General features: G+C 64.4%; 20 protein-coding genes. 14 read left to right on the forward strand and 6 right to left on the reverse strand.

Features of this window, described 5'->3' with window-relative positions; translation table 11 throughout:
- Positions 1–116 precede the first annotated feature (116 nt).
- The 9 genes from BIGA_RS08860 to BIGA_RS00500 all read left to right on the forward strand — a co-directional run bounded on the left by BIGA_RS08860 (position 117) and on the right by BIGA_RS00500 (position 7,373).
- On the forward strand, positions 117–452 hold the full coding sequence (locus tag BIGA_RS08860; RefSeq protein WP_081929289.1) for an AbrB/MazE/SpoVT family DNA-binding domain-containing protein: 336 nt from the start codon (positions 117–119) through the stop codon (positions 450–452).
- Positions 449–799, forward strand: a complete 351-nt coding sequence (locus tag BIGA_RS00465) for a type II toxin-antitoxin system PemK/MazF family toxin (RefSeq protein ID WP_033505593.1) — start codon at positions 449–451, stop codon at positions 797–799. The genes BIGA_RS08860 and BIGA_RS00465 overlap by 4 nt, the downstream gene beginning before the upstream one ends.
- A 111-nt stretch (positions 800–910) precedes the next feature.
- A complete protein-coding gene (locus BIGA_RS00470; RefSeq protein WP_033505594.1) occupies positions 911–1,555 on the forward strand; it encodes a GyrI-like domain-containing protein in 645 nt (214 codons plus the stop codon).
- 114 nt (positions 1,556–1,669) lie between these two features.
- Positions 1,670–2,380: a nucleotidyltransferase family protein gene (locus BIGA_RS00475; RefSeq protein ID WP_033505596.1), complete on the forward strand. Its 711-nt coding sequence runs from the start codon at positions 1,670–1,672 to the stop codon at positions 2,378–2,380.
- A gap of 178 nt (positions 2,381–2,558) precedes the next feature.
- Positions 2,559–3,263 (forward strand): response regulator transcription factor, encoded by a 705-nt coding sequence (locus tag BIGA_RS00480; protein ID WP_033505900.1) that lies wholly within the window; start codon positions 2,559–2,561, stop codon positions 3,261–3,263.
- Entirely contained in the window at positions 3,235–4,491 is a 1,257-nt protein-coding gene (locus BIGA_RS00485) for a sensor histidine kinase (protein WP_051916979.1), read from the forward strand. Before BIGA_RS00480 ends, BIGA_RS00485 begins: the two co-directional genes overlap by 29 nt.
- A gap of 121 nt (positions 4,492–4,612) precedes the next feature.
- Complete coding sequence (locus tag BIGA_RS00490) at positions 4,613–5,602, forward strand: D-alanyl-D-alanine carboxypeptidase family protein (RefSeq protein WP_051916980.1); 990 nt, start codon at positions 4,613–4,615, stop codon at positions 5,600–5,602.
- 177 nt (positions 5,603–5,779) lie between these two features.
- Entirely contained in the window at positions 5,780–6,622 is an 843-nt protein-coding gene (locus tag BIGA_RS00495) for an ABC transporter ATP-binding protein (RefSeq protein ID WP_033505598.1), read from the forward strand.
- Position 6,623: 1 nt separating this feature from the next.
- Positions 6,624–7,373 carry an ABC transporter permease gene (locus BIGA_RS00500; protein ID WP_033505600.1) on the forward strand — a complete coding sequence of 250 codons (750 nt, stop codon included), beginning with the start codon at positions 6,624–6,626 and terminating at the stop codon, positions 7,371–7,373.
- Here BIGA_RS00500 and BIGA_RS00505 read toward each other — a convergent pair.
- A complete protein-coding gene (locus tag BIGA_RS00505) occupies positions 7,284–8,096 on the reverse strand; it encodes an ABC transporter permease (protein WP_033505602.1) in 813 nt (270 codons plus the stop codon). The genes BIGA_RS00500 and BIGA_RS00505 overlap by 90 nt on opposite strands.
- Before the next feature lie 97 nt (positions 8,097–8,193).
- Here BIGA_RS00505 and BIGA_RS00510 point away from each other — a divergent pair, with 97 nt between their 5' ends.
- Complete coding sequence (locus tag BIGA_RS00510) at positions 8,194–9,147, forward strand: LytTR family transcriptional regulator DNA-binding domain-containing protein (RefSeq protein ID WP_033505604.1); 954 nt, start codon at positions 8,194–8,196, stop codon at positions 9,145–9,147.
- Between the two features lie 113 nt (positions 9,148–9,260).
- Here BIGA_RS00510 and BIGA_RS00515 read toward each other — a convergent pair whose 3' ends face one another.
- From BIGA_RS00515 to BIGA_RS00525, 3 genes are read right to left on the reverse strand one after another with little or no spacing between them, the layout of a single operon-like run.
- On the reverse strand, positions 9,261–10,184 hold the full coding sequence (locus tag BIGA_RS00515) for a LysR family transcriptional regulator (protein ID WP_033505606.1): 924 nt from the start codon (positions 10,182–10,184) through the stop codon (positions 9,261–9,263).
- On the reverse strand, positions 10,181–10,813 hold the full coding sequence (locus BIGA_RS00520; RefSeq protein ID WP_033505608.1) for an HAD family hydrolase: 633 nt from the start codon (positions 10,811–10,813) through the stop codon (positions 10,181–10,183). Before BIGA_RS00520 ends, BIGA_RS00515 begins: the two co-directional genes overlap by 4 nt.
- 20 nt (positions 10,814–10,833) lie before the next feature.
- Complete coding sequence (locus tag BIGA_RS00525) at positions 10,834–12,606, reverse strand: bifunctional ADP-dependent NAD(P)H-hydrate dehydratase/NAD(P)H-hydrate epimerase (RefSeq protein ID WP_033505610.1); 1,773 nt, start codon at positions 12,604–12,606, stop codon at positions 10,834–10,836.
- Between the two features lie 182 nt (positions 12,607–12,788).
- Here BIGA_RS00525 and BIGA_RS00530 point away from each other — a divergent pair, with 182 nt between their 5' ends.
- The gene (locus BIGA_RS00530) at positions 12,789–13,832 is read left to right on the forward strand and encodes a zinc-dependent alcohol dehydrogenase (RefSeq protein ID WP_033505612.1); all 1,044 of its coding nucleotides are present in this window, start codon (positions 12,789–12,791) and stop codon (positions 13,830–13,832) included.
- A gap of 5 nt (positions 13,833–13,837) precedes the next feature.
- Positions 13,838–14,206, forward strand: a complete 369-nt coding sequence (locus BIGA_RS00535; protein WP_033505903.1) for a metallopeptidase family protein — start codon at positions 13,838–13,840, stop codon at positions 14,204–14,206.
- A 16-nt stretch (positions 14,207–14,222) separates the two neighbouring features.
- Here the strand turns inward: BIGA_RS00535 and BIGA_RS00540 are convergent, their stop codons facing one another.
- Entirely contained in the window at positions 14,223–15,881 is a 1,659-nt protein-coding gene (locus tag BIGA_RS00540) for a serine/threonine-protein kinase (RefSeq protein ID WP_033505614.1), read from the reverse strand.
- Positions 15,882–15,978: 97 nt separating this feature from the next.
- Positions 15,979–16,419 (reverse strand): helix-turn-helix domain-containing protein, encoded by a 441-nt coding sequence (locus BIGA_RS00545; RefSeq protein ID WP_033505615.1) that lies wholly within the window; start codon positions 16,417–16,419, stop codon positions 15,979–15,981.
- A 389-nt stretch (positions 16,420–16,808) separates the two neighbouring features.
- On the opposite strand from BIGA_RS00545, the gene BIGA_RS00550 reads away from it, so the two are divergent.
- Positions 16,809–18,206 carry a DMT family transporter gene (locus tag BIGA_RS00550; protein WP_051916981.1) on the forward strand — a complete coding sequence of 466 codons (1,398 nt, stop codon included), beginning with the start codon at positions 16,809–16,811 and terminating at the stop codon, positions 18,204–18,206.
- A gap of 60 nt (positions 18,207–18,266) precedes the next feature.
- Complete coding sequence (locus BIGA_RS09095) at positions 18,267–18,503, forward strand: hypothetical protein (RefSeq protein ID WP_081883094.1); 237 nt, start codon at positions 18,267–18,269, stop codon at positions 18,501–18,503.

Below are 18,503 nucleotides of genomic sequence, written 5' to 3' on the forward strand. Positions count from 1 at the left end.
CAGACGTCATCCATTGAGCTTTCAGATGGTGCAAAATGTGCATCATCTCATGCACATATCCACAAAATTCCTCAGGGCGGTTGCGCTGACTTTTCGGCTTTCTTATAGTCGCTGTCATGATGGCCGCAAACCATTCGCGAAAGGATATACTTATGGATATACAGGTTGCGGAAAGAGTGGATACCATGGTCAACGTTACTGTGCAACGCTGGGGAAACAGCGAAGGCATACGCATTCCCAAAGAGCTGCGCGAGCAAGCTGGCATCCATGCCGGCTCTATGCTCAATGCTGAATATGTTGACGGCACAATCGTGCTGCATCCGATCTCCGTCAGAACCACGCAAATCGGGACCTATCGGGTGCCTCGATTGGAGGATCTGTTTGCGGACTACAACGGGACATATCAAGGAGAAGAGTGGCAGACGGCCCCGTCCGTCGGAGGCGAGGCATGATCGCACACTTCGCGCAAGGCGATATCATCCGTGTTAACTTCGATCCCGCTGCGGGTCATGAGCAAATCAAACGGCGATATGCCGTTGTGGTCAGTAACGCCGCGTTCAACAGGATATGCAATTTGACGATGGTCTGTCCCATCACCAGCACGGACAACGGCTATCCGCTACACGTCGATCTGCAGGAGCCAACAACATTGCTCGGCACATCGGCCATTACCGGTTTCGTGCAGATTGAGCAGCTGAAATCCTTGGATCTGCACGCCCGTCACGCCCAGTATTGCGGCACCGTATCCGACGCCATCCGTACGCGACTCACAGAGCTGATACTGGCTTGTGTCATGTGAGCACTGGACGGCACACGTCCGCTGCACTGCGCGACTCGCATGTTCGATTGCGCGTGACTGCCGGTTCACAGTATGGTGAAGGCCACGACAGTGAATCGAGGGAGCTTCGCCATGGCGTTCGACTACAAAAAGGAATATCGGGATCTCTATCAGCCCGCGTCCCAGCCATCCATCATCACCGTGCCGCGAATGAACTTCGTCGCCGTAGAGGGAGTGGGCGACCCCAACGAGGCCGGCGGCGCCTATCAGACCGCGGTGCAATTGCTGTACGGCATCTCGTACACCATCAAGATGAGTAAGAAGTCCAAGGATCCCTCACAGCGGATCGATGGGTATTTCGACTACGTGGTCCCGCCCTTGGAGGGGCTGTGGTGGATGGATGGCATCAACGGCATCGATTACACGCACAAGGCACGGTTCAACTGGATCGCGATGATCCGGCTGCCGGAGTTCGTTACCCGCGAGGCATTCGCGTGGGCCCGGCAGGCATACTCGGCCAAGCACCCGGAGGCCGACGCCGATTGCGCGTTCCTGTTCGAGTTCGACGAAGGGACGGTGGTACAGGCCATGCACCGTGGTCCTTATGATGATGAGCCTGCCACCGTGGCCAAGATGGACGCCTATGCGGCGGACCAGGGCTATGAGCTCGACTTCACCCAGCGGCACCATCATGAGATCTATCTCGGCGATCCTCGCCGCGGCAAACCGGAGAATCTCAAGACCGTGATCCGTCATCCCGTGAGACCGATGCGTTAGCCGTCCGACACTCTGACAGCAATGCAGTAGCCCGCACGAAAGCCGAACGGCTGAAGTCGTCGCGCCGAGCGGCGTCTTCGCATATACTGAGCGTTCTGGCGGAAGGATAAGACGATGATCGATCTGAAGACATGGAAGCCGGCGGCGATGGCGGCAGTGAAAGAAGCATTCGGCGAGCGCCTGCTTTGCCTGGGATTGCAGGGGAGTTATCTGCGCGGCGAGGCTACGGCGGATAGCGATATCGATCTGTTGGTGGTGCTCGACCAGATGACGATCGATGATCTGGACGCATTCCATGCGGCGATGCGTTCACTGCCCGATGGCGAGCGCGCGGTCGGCTTCACCTGCGGGCGGGCGGAGCTGGCGGCCTGGCCGGCGTATGAGCTGTATCAGTTCGAGCATGGGACCGAGGTCTGGCTGGGCGATCTTCACACCCTGCTGCCGGAGTATGACGAGGATGACATCCGTCTGGGAGCCCGGGTCAGCGTCGCCAACCTGTACCATATGGTCAACCACACCTATCTGACCACGCGCGACCTCGATGAAACGGCACGGACGGATGCTCTCAAGTCACTCTTGAAGGCGTTCTTCTTCTCCCTGCAGATCGTCCACGCCGTCCGAACCGGAATCTTCGCTCCCACCAAGCGGCAGCTGCTCACGGAACTCACCGATGAGGACGAGCGGACGCTGCTCCGCCATGCCATGCCGAGCAACGCCGTCATGTCCGTCGGCAAGGCCAACGTCAACAACAATGACATCGCGGGCGAGACTCTCTATACGCTTCTCCAAGCATGGTGCTCCCGCACGCTGATTGCCATCCGCTGACGCTCGGTTGGATCTTTTCTCGTTCGAATGTCGCGCCTCCGCGCCCATTCCTTAATCCTTTCTTCACCCTCCGCCGGCCTCCATCCCCGCCCAGTACGCTACACTCGGTAGGGTTCGGCGGAAGTCCAGCAACGAGTGCAAGGAGGGTGCCGTGAGCGGTGACGGCGGCAAGGGGACCGTGCTGATCGTGGACGACGAGAAGGAGATCGCCGATCTGGTCGCCGTCTACCTTGAGGCCGAGGGCTATCAGACCCGGGTCCGCTATGATGCGGCGGGTGCGCTCGAAGCGGTCGCCGACCCCGACATCGCCATCGACCTGGCCGTGTTGGACGTCATGCTGCCCGACATGAACGGCTTCCATCTGTGCCGCGAGATCCGCAAAAACCACCGCTGGCCGATCATCATGCTGACGGCGCGCGACGATGAGGTCGACAAGATCACCGGACTGAACTTCGGCGCCGACGACTACGTGACCAAGCCGTTCCGCCCGCTGGAGCTCGTCGCCCGCGTCAACGCCCAGCTGCGCCGCTACACGCATTACGACCGTTCCGACGGCAGCACCCGCCGCGAGGAGGAACGCTATGAATACCGCGGGCTGGCGGTGGATCCGCGCACCCGTGCCGTGAGCGTGGACGGCCGGCGTGTGCGCCTGACGCCCAGCGAGTTCGCGATCCTGGTGGCGTTGTTCCGGCATCTGGGAGAAGCGGTGAGCGCCGAGGAGCTGTTCCATGCGATGTGGGATGGCGAACCGTATCTGAAGACCAGCAACGCCATCAGCGTGCATGTCCGTCATCTGCGCGACAAGATAGGAGACCAGGTTGATCGACCGCGATTCATCCACACCGTCTGGGGCGTTGGCTACCGGCTCGGCGACGACTGCTGAGGCCCCGGCCGGGCAGTACCGCACCGATCGCACGCACCGTCCGACTCGGCGGCCCGATTCCGGTTCCGCGTCCGTGCCGCCGGTTCGGGGCGGGGGCGCGCCGATTCCGGATGTCGCCAAGCCGGAGCATCGCAGACGGCGGGGTGCCGGCGGCCGGTTCGCCTTCATCCTGGCCCTGCGCATGCTGGGCGCCCTGGGGCTGGGTCTGGCGGCCGTGCTGCTGTTGCGACTGATGTGGAACGCCGATGCGATCGCCACCTGGCTGACCGACGTGTGGTATGTGGATTGGGAATCCGCGGTATATATCATCCAGGGCATGCGCAATCTGGCACCGGCGGTGGCGGTGCTGGTGTTCGCCCTCGGCTACCTGCTCATCGTCAGGCCGTATGTGGTGAGGATCTTCTCGACGCTGACCGATGGGATCGCCCAGCTGCTGGCGGATGACGGGCGCATGTCGGAGCTGCCCGACGAGCTGGATGATGTGGCGGTCGCGCTCGGCGAGGTGCGTCGGCGACTGGACCGCCGCGCGTTCGAGGCGCGGATGGCTGAACAGCGCAAGAACGATCTGGTCATGTATCTCGCGCATGACATCCGCACGCCGATGACCTCGGTGGTCGGCTATCTGAGTCTGCTGGACGAGGCGCGGGACATGCCGGAGGAGCAACGACGCCGGTACACGCATATCGCGCTGGATAAGGCCCAACGTCTGGACGCGCTGGTCGACGAGTTCTTCGACATCACCCGGTTCAATCTGTCGAACGTGCCGTTGGAGGTCGGCCCGGTGGATGTGAGCCTGCTCATGGTGCAGATGGTCGAGGAGTTCCATCCGCAGCTTGAGGCGCACGGCAACACCGTGCAGCTGCATATGCCCGACGCCCTGACCATTACGGCCGATGCGGAGAAACTTGCCCGCGTGTTCAACAACCTGATGAAGAACGCCATCGCCTACAGCGAGCGCGGCAGCGTCATCACGGTCGAGGGCACGGCGGACGAGGCGACCGCCCGCATCGCGATCGGCGATCATGGCCGCACCATCCCCGCGCGCAAGCTCGACATGCTGTTCGACAAGTTCTACCGTCTCGACTCGTCCCGCAGCAGCGCCGACGGCGGCGCGGGCCTCGGCCTGTCCATCGCCCGGCAGATCACCGAGGCGCACGGCGGCTCGATCGCGGCCTCCAGCGCCGACGGCGTCACCACGTTCACGGTGACGCTGCCCGTCACAGCCTGAAGCCGCAGAGCAGCGGCCTTCATCGTTCCTTAATCGAACGCTCATCATCCCGGGGCCCTCGGCAGGCGCGATTCCTCTAGCGTGAGGTGCGAACCAACCACCTGGAGGAAAGAGGCTTGAGATGAGCGCATCACGATATGACCACCCGATGCCCCGCACGGCGGCCTGCCGTCCCGCACGACGGGCCGATGCGGCGCCGGTGCCGACGGTCCCGCGTCGACGGTCGCATTCGTGGCGGACGACGATCGCGGTGGTGATGGCCGCCGCCATCGTCTGCCTGGCGGCGTTGCTGTATGCGACCGGCGGCGCGCCGTTCGGCCCGACCGTATCGTTCGATGGGCTGAACAGCCGGTACGCGATGCTCATCGACGCCGACAGCGGCGAGGCCATCGCATCGCGCGACGCCGACGCACGCATGTATCCCGCCTCGCTGACCAAGGTGATGACCGCGGTGGTGGTCCTCGACCACGCCGAGACGTTGGACGACGTGGTCGAGGCCCCGGCCGACATGTTCCCGGAGCTGTGGGAGCAGAACGCCTCGATGGCCGGCCTGCAGCCGGGGGAGAGCGCCACGGTGGAGGATATGCTGTACGGGCTGATGCTGCCTTCCGGGGCGGATTGCGCCATCGCGCTGGCACGGTATGTGGCCGGCGACGTCGAGGCGTTCGTCGAGCTGATGAACCGGACCGCCGCCGCGCTCGGCATGTCCGGCACGCATTTCACGAACCCGACCGGCCTGCATGACGCCGACCATTACTCGACGGCGCGGGACATGGCCACGCTGTTCGCCCATGCGATGCGCAACGGCACCTTCCGCACCATCGCAGGTTCCCCGTCGCATACGATGTCCAGCGCCAGCCTGCACGACGGGGATCTGACCGTCGAAAGCACCGTGTTCGAGGAGCTGGGCACGCCGTTCGTCGCCGGCGGGTGGATCGTGGCCGGCAAAACCGGATACACGCCCGAGGCCGGCCTGTGCCTGGCCACCGCCACTCGGTTCGGCGGCAGGACCTACATCCTGGTCACTGCGGGGGCGCCCGGCGACCACGCCACATCGCAGGCGGATGTGGATGACGCGCGCTACGTCTACGGCCAGATCCCCGGACTGTGATCCGTCCGCGGTCCGGCGGCGTCGCAGGCCCGGCGCCGGCGACACGTGTCGCCCTCGCTCCGTTCGTGCCCGCGTATGCTCCATTCGTCCGAAAACCGCCTCCCGTCAGGCATTTCCGCCGCGCGGAACGCCCCGATGGCGCAGGATGGTGGCATCGCCTCACGAAAGGAGCATACGATGACGACCATCATGTCGATGGATGGCGTCTGCCTGTCATTCGGCAGCAAGCAGGTGCTGCACAACCTCACCTTCGCCGTGCGGCGCGGCGAGACGTTCGGGTTCCTCGGCCCCTCCGGCGCGGGCAAGACCACCACCATCAAGCTGCTGACCCGCCAGCTGATCAAGGATTCCGGACGCATCACGCTGTTCGGCCGTCCGATCGAACGCGCGAGCGAATCCGACTACGAACGCATCGGCATCCTCTCAGACACCAGCGCCCTGTACGAGCGGCTGAGCATCGCGGACAACCTACGGTTCTACGCACGCCTGCGCGGCGTGCCGGAGCGCGGCGTCCAACCGCTGCTCGCCCGCATGCGGCTGGACAAGGACGCCAAGACGCTGATCAAGAACTGTTCGAAGGGCATGCGCCAGCGAGCCGCCCTGCTGGCGGCGATGATCCATTCGCCCGAGCTGCTGTTCCTCGACGAACCCACCAGCGGGCTCGACCCCGCCACGCGGGCCGAGGTGCACCGCATGCTCGGCGAGCTGAAGGACTCCGGCACCACGGTGTTCCTGACCACGCACGACATGGCCGAGGCGGACGCCGTCTGCGACCGCATCGGCATCCTCGCCGAAGGCCATCTGGTGGCCTGCGACGAGCCGGAACGGCTGAAACTGCGGTTCGCCCGCAACCACATCACCATACGGACCCGCACGCACGGTACCATCGAAACGACGAAGGACGCCGCGGCGGCCGAACAGATAGACGGCCTGCTGCGGTCGGGGGAGATCCTCTCCATCCATTCCGACGAACCGAACCTTGAGGAGGTCTTCCTCGAACTGACAGGAAAGGAGTTCTGACATGAACGCGAACACCCGCAAGATCGCCGTCCTGTGCGGCAAGGACGCCCGCGACGTTCTGCAGAACCCGACCATGCTGGTCTCCTGCCTCATGCCCATCGGCTTCATGCTGCTGTACCGGTACATGATGCGCCGCATCGGCGGCGACGCGGTGGACACGTCGGCCGGCCGCACGCTCACCGACGGGTTCCTGATGTCCACGGCCGCCATCTTCACCATCGCCATGGTCGGGTCGATGGTGCTGCTCTACGGTCTGGCCGAGGAGAAGGAGAAGCACACGCTGCGCACGCTGATGCTGGCGAACGTGGGCGCCGGACAGATCCTTACCGCCAAACTCGCGGTGACGCTTGCGCTGACCGCGATCACCGAGGCCGTCTGCTTCCTCATCATCGGCGCGCCGGCCCGCATGCTGCCGGCGTTCCTGGCGATCGGCGTCATCGGCGCGATACCGATCATGTTGGTCTCCGCGCTGCTGGGGCTCCTGTCCCGCGACCAGATGACGTCGGGCCTGTACGCGGTGCCGATGCTGCTGGTGGCGATCGCGCCGATGTTCTCGATGATCGGCGAGGAGGTGTCCAACGTGACGCGGTTCCTGCCGACGGGCGGCACGGATCAGCTGTTCAAGCTGCTGGCCGAGGACAGGCTGCTGAGCATGGACGCGTTACCGCCGGTTGCGGTGACCGCGGTCTGGATCATCGTCTGCACCGTGGCGTTCGGGCTGCTGTTCAGACGACTCGCCCGGGACAACTGACCGCGCGGCGGTGCGGAACCGCCGCAGGGACCAGCGGAACAGCATCAGGGAGGCCATGAGCCATATCAGGCTGATCGCCGCAACGGGCAGCCACCCCATCAGCGGCGATCGGCCTGCGGCCATGGCCATAACCGTATCCACATAGAGGTTCGCCGGCAGGAATTCGGACACCATCCGCAGGGAGGGATCCATCGGCGCCAGCATGCCGAACATCAGCAAAGTCACGATCACCAGCGAAGGCGTCGAGGTGTCCGACTGGCCGGCAATCACCCCGCCGAACGCCGTGGCCGCGGCGGCAATCGCAACCACGGCAGGCAGGCACGACAGCCACAGCATCACAGTGCATGTCGCGTCGAACGGGGAAAGCGCGGCCAGGGCAATCGCCGACAACGCCATGCTCCAGGCGACACCGGCGGCAAGCTTCGACCACATCATCGACGCGGGGGAGACCCCGGTTCTCGCCAGCGTCTGGCAACTGCCGCGCTCGCGCTCCTCGACCAGCAGATACAGGCCCGGCAACGTCCCGGCCATCGCGATCGCGAACAGCACCGTCAGCAGCAGCGTGAATGCCACGCCCAGCCGATCGTCGTCACCGCCGGCGAGCCATGCCCGCAACAGCAGTCCGGCGGCCAGCGGCAACAGCAGGTACATGAGATACACGGAACGCAGCATCATCATGATGTCATGCCGCAGCAGCGCCCGGAATGCTCGTGGTGCGGTCATGCGGTTTCCTCCTGCCTACGGTGCCGATCACGCCTGTTCCATCGTAACCGTTTGTTAGGCTGAATCCAGGTTCTGTCCGGTACGTGCAAGGAGAACGATGCACAGTTATGATTCCGTGGAATCGCTGATCGACGGTGAGCGCGAGTCGAACATCCATGTGGAATGCAGCCGGCCGGTCACGATGAGGGCGCTTGACACGGTCCGCGGACTGTACAAGAACCGGCGTTGTGCCTTCTACCTGCGCTCCGATCGCGGGTTCGACCGTGACAGCGTGCGCTCATACCTGCGCTTCTTCGGCGCGCTGTCCGGCACCAGGGCGGACGCCGAGACGGCGATCGACCATTTCGGATTGCGGCCCGTGGCGTCGAAACGCATCGGCAAGCTCGACGACGAGCAGCGGGCCATGGTGAACTTCGCCCGCATGAGCCTGGCCGATCCCGAGATCTGCTTCATCGAATACCCGCTCGGCTACCTTGGCTCGGCCGCGCGCTCATTGACGTTGCGATGGATCGCGGAAGCCAGCGAGCGCGGCACGTTGTTCATCACGACGGGCCAGCCGTTGCGTGATGCGCTGCTGATGCCCGGCACGGCGTGGTGGATGGAGGACGACCGGTGCATCGCGGCGCAGACGGAAACCGGCGACGCCGACGGCGGGAGTCCGATACCCGAATCCGCGCAGGATCCACAGCAGGACGATGCGGAACCCGACGAGGTGCAGGTCGTCAAGATCGTCTGCAAAAGCGGCACGACGACGTTGCTGTTCGATCCGCGCGAGGTCGACTTCATTGAAAGCATCAACCGGGCGAACTACGTATCGGTGCGCGGCCAGCGGTACCAGACCGCGCTGACCCTCGACGAGCTGGAGGCGATGCTGGAACGGTTCGGCTTCTTCCGCTGCCATCGTTCCTATATCGTCAACGTGCAGAAGGTCGCCAAACTGGAACGGTTCACCCGCAACAGCTACAACCTCACCCTGTCCGACGCGGCGCAGTCCACCATCCCGCTCGCCAAGGGCCGCGTGGCCGACATGCGCGAACACTTCGGCCTGTGATCAGGCACGCACGACCATCGCCCACTGTTCTATAGTCCGATAGAACAGTCAGCACACTGTTATATACGTGTCAATAACAGTGGCAACCGTGCCCCGTCCGGTCCGGGAAGGCGTTATCCGATGGGTTCGTAGCCGTGATTGGCGATGACCTCGCGCAGCCGGTCCAGATAGGTCTCGGCCGCGGCGGACAGGCGCGCACGCTCGTTGGAGATCCAGCCGACCGTCATCGTCTCGTCCGAGTCCAGCGGCACGGTGACAATCTTCTCGTTGTTGAGGTCGCCGTTGTCGATGCCGGTGCACACCGTGTAGCCGTTCAGACCGATGATGAAGTTGAGGATCGTGGCCCGGTCGGTCACATTGATCTGCTTGGGGGAGTTCTCCGGCCAGACCGCCTCCTCAGCGAAGAAGAAGCTGCCCTCCTCGCCCTGCTCGAACTGGATGAACGGATAGGGTTCCAGGTCCTTCATCGTCACCCTGTCCCGCCCGGCGAGCGGATTATCGCGCGAGATGAACACCTGCAGTCCGGAGCGGAACAGCGGGTGGAACTCCAGATGCTTCTCGCGCAGCAGCTTGCCGATGACCTGACGGTTGAATTCCGACAGGTACAGGATGCCGATCTCCGACTGCAGGTTCGCCACCTGGTTGATGATATCCCGGGTGCGGGTCTCGCGGATCGTGAACTCGTACTCGTCCGACTGCGTGGCGTTGATCATCTCCACGAACGCCTCCACGGCGAACATGTAATGCTGCGTGGCCACCGAGCACAGCTGCTTACGCGGCTTGGCGTTCTTGTACCGTTCCTCGAGCAGCGCCGCCTGGTCGAGCACCTGGCGGGCGTAGGTCAGGAATTCGGCGCCGTCCACGGTCAGCGCGATGCCCTGGGAGGAGCGGGTGAAGATCTCGATGCCCAGCTCCTTCTCCAGCTCGCGCACCGACGCGCTCAGCGCGGGCTGTGAGACGTACAGCTCATGCGAGGCCTCGTTCATGGACCCGCATTCGACAATCTTGACGATGTACTTCAGTTGCAGCAACGTCATAGTGCGCAACCCAACGAATGCAGGTCGGCACGCGCCTGTTCGGCGTCGGAGAACCGGAAGGCGTGCCAGCCCACGGCCTGCGCGCCAGCCACGTTCCTGGCGGTGTCGTCGAAGAACACGGTGCCGGCCGGCGTCAACCCGAATCGCCGCTCGGCCAGCCGGTAGATGTCGGCGTTCGGTTTGTGCATCTTCTCCACGCCGGACACCACCGTGCCGCGCAGCAGCCGTTCCAGCTGCGGATACTTCTCGAACGCGATGTGGAACGTCTCATGCGACCAGTTGGTCAGCCCCCACACCCGGTATCCGGCGGCGTTCAGGTCGCCCAGCAGCTGCTCCATCCCCGGCAGCATGCGGGGGAGCGCATCCCCGTAGTGCTCGATGTAGTACCGGAACACCTGCGCTACCTCCTTGCCGTGCTCGCGAACCACATCGGGATAGATGTCCGCAAAATCCTCGCCGGCGTCCATCCGGTCCTCATAGTGGAAGAACCCGCAGGGGTCATCGTCGGCGCAGATCCGGTCCACGAACACCTGCGGCAGGACGCCCTCCAGACAGGCGCGCGTCTGCCAGTCCAGCAGCACGCCGCAGAAATCGAAGACGACATCGGTGATAGGGGTTTGTTCGCTCATACCGCCCAGTCTACCGGCGACTACTGGATAACCTCCTCGAACACCCGTGGGATGGCCGCCACGATATCGGAGGCGATGATGGGGTGTCCGGGCGTGGGCGCCGGCTCCGCGTGATGTTGCCCATACACCGCCGGTGCCGACCAGCCGCGCTGTTCGGAATCAGCCGCGAGCTCGGCGGCGAGACCGTGCAGGTATGCGCCGACCGCGGCGATCTCAACCGTCGAGGTGTCGGTATGGGGGGTGTCAGGGGCGTTCTGGGCCAGCAGCGCGCCCAGCATGCCCGCCAGCACGTCGCCCGCGCCGGCGGTCGACAGCCATGCGGGCGCGGCGCCGGACAATATGGTCCGCTCCTCGCCGTCCTCCTCACCGACCAGGATCGTCACAGCCCCCTTGAGCAGCACCGTCGCGCCGGTCAGCGCGTGCGCGCGCCGCGCACAACGCCACGGTTCGGCCAGCACATCATCCACGTCGACGTCCTCGCCCAGGCGTTGCAGCAGTCGCGCCAGCTCGGCGGCGTGCGGCGTAATCAGCACCTGCGGCGGCACACGGTTAGGCAGCAGATCGAGCGCGCCCGCATCGACCACGATCGGCGGCATGTCATACGCGTCGTTTTCCGGCTCGACACCGTTCGGCGCATCCGGCTCGCCGGCATCGTAGTGGCGCAGCAGACGGCCGATCGTCTCGCGCTGGATGTCGTCGCCGTCCGGGTCGTCGTCGGCACCGGGCACGCCGGAGCCGACGACCCAGGACTGCACATGCCCCTTGCCCAGCACCGCTTCGGGGCGGGCGGCCAACACCATGTCCTGCGCCCGCTGCGGGCCCAGATACCGCACCATGCCCACATTCGCACGTGAGGCCCCCTTGACGGTGAGCACCGCGGCGCCGGGGTATCGGGCGGAACCGGTCACCAGCCCGACCACGCCGCGTGAGTACTTCGAATCGGTCAGTCGCGGCAGCCGGACCAGCTCGCCGGCGGTCTCGTCATCGACCATCTCCACCGCGGGTTCGGCGTCGTCCACGTCGAATCCAAAGTCCACCAATGTCAGCCGTCCCTGCACGTAGCAGGCGGGAGGCATCATCGCGCAAGGCTTCATCGCGCCGAACGTCACGGTCGCGTCGGCCGGGATGTATGCGCCGGGCAGCGCGCCGTCGTCGACCCCCACGCCGGAGGGGGCGTCGACGGCCACCACCATCGGGAACCGGCGTGTACGCTCGTATTCCGGTGCGGCGGGGCGTTCCGGCACCGCACCGTCCAGGCCCATCGAGGAGGCGATGGCCGCCGGGATGCCGCGCAGTCCGCCTTCGACGCCGATGCCGGTCATCGCGTCGATCAGCACATGCGCGCGGGAGATGATCGACAGCGCCGTCTCGAACCGTTCGCCCGCCTCGCCTGCGGAGAAGTCGCTCGCGCAGCCGGGAATCTGGGCGCGGGGATCCAGCACCAGTACCTTGCCGCCGGCGCGCACCATCGCGGCGAACGCGGACTCGTGCAGCGACCTGCCGACCGCCACCGCGGTCACGGAGGCACCGGCCTCGGCCAGACGGGCCGCCGCGTACACGCCGTCGCCGCCGTTGTCCCCGGCGCCGGCGAGCACCACGACGCGCGCCTCGGACAGGTCGATGCCCTCGTCGTCGAGCAGGCGGGCCGCGATCTCGGCCACCGCGCCCGCGGCCATGCGCATCAGCGGCACGCCGTCATCCAGCAGGGGGCGTTCCAGAGCGCGCACCGTGGCGGCGTCATACGCCGAGTGAAGCAGTGTTTCGCGGCGATCCGCATCCTGATCCGGTACCATGCATGTCCCCTTTCACATCCGTATCGGTTGAACACCACTTTACTCCGGCCGCACCGGCATCGGCGCACCGTGAGGCGCCCGCGCCCGCCGGTGCCCGCCGACGCACGCCGACGCACGCCGACGCACGCCACGTGCCGAATACCCGTAGAGTAGATGGTGCGAGCAACGGCGAAGGAGCAAGCATGACGATGGATATTCCGGCAACGATGAAGGCGGTGGTGTTCGAGAAGGTCGGGCAGTGGGCGGTCAGGCAGGTGCCGACGCCACGGCTGACCGGCCCGACCGACCTGCTGGTCAAGGTGCTGGCCTGCGGCATCTGCGGCACGGACAACCAGATCCTGCTCGACCCGCCCGGCGCGCACGCCACGCCCGGCGTGATCATCGGGCATGAGATGGTGGCCGAAGTAGTGGCCGTGGGCGACGCCGTGGACGCGTTCCAGCCCGGTGACATGCTGGTGGGCGACAACAACCTGCCGTGCGGTCATTGCACGATGTGCCACGGAGGGCAGTACAACGAGTGCGCGTCGCTGCGGTCGATGGGCGAGGACATCGACGGGTTCATGTGCCAGTACCAGGTCATGCCGCAGTCGCAGGCGATCAGGCTGCCGGCGGGGACCCCGGTGGACACGGCGGCGCTGACCGAGCCGGTCAACTGCGCGATGGGTGCGCTGCAGAAGCTTGACCTGCGGCCGGGCAAGTCGTATGCGGTGCTGGGGTGCGGGCCGATCGGGCTGATGTTCGTGGCGTTGCTCAAGGCGTCGGGCGCGGCGCACATCGTGGCCAGCGACCTGTCCGCGGAGCGGTTGGCGATGGCCGGCGAGTTGGGCGCGGACATCCTGTGCGACCGGGGGAGCGATCCGGTCGCCGCCTGCCGGAACGCGACCGACGGCATCGGCGTGGACGCGGCGATCGACGTGGTCGGCTGTCTGCTGCCGCAGGCGCTGGACTGCGTGCGCAAGGGCGGCGACGTGATCGCCTTCGGGCTCAACGCGCACAGCCGGCAGACCATCGACCAGGCGGATCTGGCGATGCGGGGCGTAACGATCCACGGCACGTTCATCGGCCACTTCACCTTCGAGACGACGGCTCGCATGCTGGCCGCCGGCGTGGTGGACCTGCGCCGGCTGATCACCGACCGCTTCGACATCGACGATTTCGGCGAGGCGCTGGCCGCGCTGCGCTCGGGTTCCAGCTGCAAGGTCGTGATCTACCCGAACGGACGGTGACCGGCATGCGGATCAGCGACGACGAGTTCGACGCCGCGGTCGCCGAAGCGCTGGACGGCGTACCGGAGCGGTTCAAGGCGGTGCTGCACAACATCGCCATCACCGTGGCCGACGAGCCGACGGACCGCGAGCGCGGCACCATGGCCGACCCGCACGGCGAATTGCTGGGACTGTATCAGGGCGTGCCGCTGCCGCAGCGCACCACCGGCTACAGCGGCGTTCTGCCGGACATCATCACGATCTTCAAGGGGCCGCATGAGCGGGTCTGCGGCTCGCGGGCGCAGCTGGTGGGGCAGATCCGCAAAACCGTGCTGCACGAGATCGGCCACTACTTCGGCTTCGACGACGACTACCTGCACGCGCACGGGTACTGATGAGCAACCATGGCCATCACCACGGCTGCGCGTACACCTCGAAGGAGTCGTATGCCGGCGGGTCGAACACGTCCATCGAGAACGGGCGCGAACCGCCTTCCGGCGGCCAGTCCACGTATGTGTCGAATCCGTAGATGATGGCGCCCGCATCGTCGCGCAATACCAACGACACGTTCAATTGGCTCGACTGCTCCCGCACGCGTGCCGAATCCTTCGCGACGGATATCTCACCCGAGAAGATCTCGCCGCCATATCCGTCGGATGCAGCATGCAGATTGGCGGACTTGAAAGATGCGGATTCACTGGAAGTCTCGTAGTTGTAGTCCTCGGGTTCCAGAACGGTGAAGTCGACGGTCGCGGGAATGATTCCGTTGCCATTGCCGGCCTGAGCTCCGAAATAAGTGGTCTCACCCGGGAACGAAAACATCAGCACTTGGGTGGCGGAGAACAGCACAGTGCCGTCCTCTCCCCGCCCGGTGATCTCGATGGAGGGAGATCGCACGCACAGGCTGTCGCTGGTGTTCCTCAGGCCGAACGCGTAGTGGACGTAGCCGGATTCGTCCGCCGACCAGCCAGTTTCCACCAGTTCGAGCGGGTTGCCGTATTCCGCATTGCCATGTGCGGCCCCGTCGCCCGCGGGATCCCGCACGGACGGGTCGGCGCCGGGATCCGCGGCGTCGCCATCATCGTCCGTTGACGGGTCGGGCCGGGATCCGGCGTGCTGCGACGTTCCGTTCGCCGCGCCTCCATCCGAGCCGTCCGCGATCCAGCGCGGAATCAGCACGGCCGCCGCCACGATGGCGATGACCGCCACGCAGGCGACCGCAACGGCGATAACGGTGCGGGGACGTGGTTTGCCGTTCGCCACGGGCCGTTGGACGGCGTAGGCGGGAACGTAGGAATCCACGGGATCGGTCGGCGAGGTGAGCGCCTGGGCGAACTGCGCCACGTTCTGGTACCGCGCGCTGGGCTCGAACGCCGTGGCGCGTTCGACGATCGCGCGCAGCCTGGGGGTCACGTGCAGGTCGTCGGACAGCAGCGGCGTGTATCTGGTGTCGTCCGGGTACACGCCGGTCAGCATGAATCCGAGGATGCGCCCGAGCGAGAAGATGTCGGATCGGACGTCGGTGGGCGCGAAGCCGTATTGCTCGGGGGAGGCGAATCCGTAGGTGCCGAGAGCGGTGGTGTCACGGTTCCGGTTGGCCGTGTCGGTCAGGGGACGGGCTATGCCGAGGTCGATGATATGGGTGCCGTCGTCCGCGACGATGATATTCGCCGGGGTCAGATCGCGATGGAGGATGCCGAGCCGATGCAGTTCCTGAACGGCCTCGCAGATCTGCTGCGCGAGGCTGACGGCCTCGTTCTGCTGCAGCCAGCCCCGTTCGGCGACGACCTGTTCCAGGGTGGGGCCAGGTATGTAGTCGAGAACGACGGCCACGCAGTCGGGCAGTTCGTACGTGGCCTCGACGCGGGGGAGTCGCGGGCAGGTGCTGCCGCCCAGGGCCGACCATACGCCACGCTGGGCCAGCACGGTCGGGATCTTCTTGCGGACGAACGGGCCGACGCCGTCGATGGTGACCAGTTCAGTGACGCCGCGCGGGCCGCGGGCCAGGACCTGTTCGACGTGATAGGCGTCGTCGATGCCCATCGCGTGCATGGTCTGGGTATCGTCCATGATTCTCCTTTACGTATCGCCTGCGCAGCGTTGCCATCCGGTTGCGGCACGGGCCTGCACCCCTCATCGGATGAACGGTCCCCGCCGCGATGCCGTCTCACTTCGATTGTAGGAGGGGTCGCTCGCCCAGACGTTGCAATTCGTCGTCGGTGGCGGCCAGGTCGAAGCCGTGCTCGATGCACCAGATGATGATGGCGTCACGGCGCTGCTTGCACCACAGCTCGGAAACGCCCGCCAGACGAAGCAGCCGTTGGGTTTCGCGCAGGTCGCAGTTCAGACCGATGGAGAGCATGATGGCATGGTCGCGGCCGGGGCGGCTCTTGCCGGAGAAGATGTCATAGACGACGGTGGCGTTCAGTCCCGATTCGCGGGCCACTGCGGCCCGCTTCAGATCGTGGGTATCGAGCAGGGCTCGCAGGTAGTCGGTAAGGTCGTGGTCGACGATGTGCTCTTCGTTGAGATAGGCGTCGATCTTGTCGGTGGCCAACAGCCGGTTGAGCAGTTCCTCGGTCAGGCGCGGTTTGTGTGCGACGGTCATGGTCCCTTCCCTCACCCTCCTGATATGGCAGCTGGCAGACACCGCTGAAAACTCCATCCTAGCGGATGAAATGCCAACACCATTCAGTTGGCGACTGACACGGCGTACATCCCGAGTTGCGACAATGTGCGGCAAGGTTGTGCAGCCGCAACACGCAGGATGCACCATATATCTCATAGAAAACTATTTTATTTACATATTGCTAATTTGCTTACATATTCACAAGTATTTACACTACAGTGGTGTAGTACAGCACAGGACGTCACGAGGGAAGAGGCAAACATGAGTGAACGCTGTCAGCTAGCCATGATTGTCGGACTGGTCGTGACGGCCGCCGGACTCGTCGCCGCCGGACTGACCCTGATGCTGCTGGAGAGAAAGGGACAGCGATGACCACGCCGAACACTCCGACGCCATACGGCGGCCAGCCGGCCGACGGCAACGTCAATGAGAACCAGCCCACCATGCCCATGCCGGTTGCACCACCGCAAGACGAACAGCCGCAGGCCGATGGCAACACGACCGAACGCAGATACGCCCTCGCCCCGCAGCAGCTCTTCCGGGCGATACACGACCAGCTGACCACCGGCGCGACGTTCACGCTCGACCACGAGAATGTCCAGAGCGGCACATTCGCCTTCCACTCCTTCGATGGAGCGCGCTTCACCCTATCGCTGATTGCCGAAGGCGCCGCCGGCACTGCGGTACGCCTGTCCGCGGTCAACGACACGAGCGGGCGACGGTCTACCGAGTTCTTCGATTCACTGGACAAACGCATCGGTGTGGTTCCTGCGCCCGGCACCAAGGGAGGCAAGGGAGCGGCATACGCCACCATTGCGCAACAGCGTAAAAAGACCTCGAAGCTGGCGGTGTTCGCGGTCATTGTCGCCGTGATATACGCATTCCTCGCCATAATCGGCGACGGCGGCCTTAGCATCCTGATCTTCCTGGCACTCATTCCGGCGCTGCTCGCCGGATTCTCCCTCTACATCACCCGCAGGGAAGGCAGCAGGCAGGGCAGACCTCTGGCATGGGCCGCAGTGATTATCATCGTCGGAGGCCTGGTGGCAGGCGAAGTGACAGGCATCGTCAAGGACAAGCAACACGAAATCGAAACAGCCGCTCAGTGCGTTGCATACACTTGGCCTGACTCGGAACTCGGCGCACTGCTGCCTGAACCGGAGTCCACAACCGGAGAGATCGGTCACGAAAGCGAAACAAGTTTCAGCATAGATGTCTGTGACGTGTCGGTCGAACAGTTCAACGATTATATTGACGCAGTGAAAGACAAAGGTTTCACCGTCGACTACAGCAAGAGCAGCGATAGCTTCCACGCCGACAATGACGCAGGATACAGCGTAAGCATCTACTATGCACTTTCCGATGAGAACGTCATGTCGATATCCATCGACGCTCCGGACGACGAGGCTGACGCCGCAAAGCCGGAAAGCGAATCCAGTGACGACGCAACCACCAAGGCACCGACCACGGAATCTCAGAATCAGCCGTCCGATTCCCCGACCGACGCAACCGCGGATGACTTCAAGGCAGCCATGGACAGTTACGAGGCGTTCTTCGATAAGTACGTGGAATTCATGACCACCTATCAGAATGATGGCCAACCGGTCAGCATGCTGGCGGATTATCTCGACATGATGCAGCAGTACACCGACACGATGGCCAAGCTCGACGCCATCGACGAGAACACCTTGACGCCGGAACAAAGCCAGTACTACCTGGAAGTCATGGGACGCATCAACCAAAAGCTGGCATCGGTGGCTCAATAGAAACACACCATGTCAGCCGCACCCGTGGGACACAACACAAAGTACATAAAGGAGTAGACCATGGATACGCAGCATCAGAACAACGACAAGGAACCATCAGGTTTCAACCGTGCCATACCCGGAACATCCGCGCTCGCAGGCGCACTTAAGGATACCTTCGGCGCCTTTCGCAATGGTTTGGGCATCACCGAACGCCAATACTCCACAACCTGCGAAGGCTGCGGGGCATCTCTTACCGGACACCGGCATGAAGTGGTGCGCTGCGAGTACTGCAATCGGGAGACGCAACTCAACTGA

Source organism: Bifidobacterium pullorum subsp. gallinarum (assembly GCF_000741215.1).
In the GTDB taxonomy this organism is placed as follows: domain Bacteria; phylum Actinomycetota; class Actinomycetes; order Actinomycetales; family Bifidobacteriaceae; genus Bifidobacterium; species Bifidobacterium pullorum_B.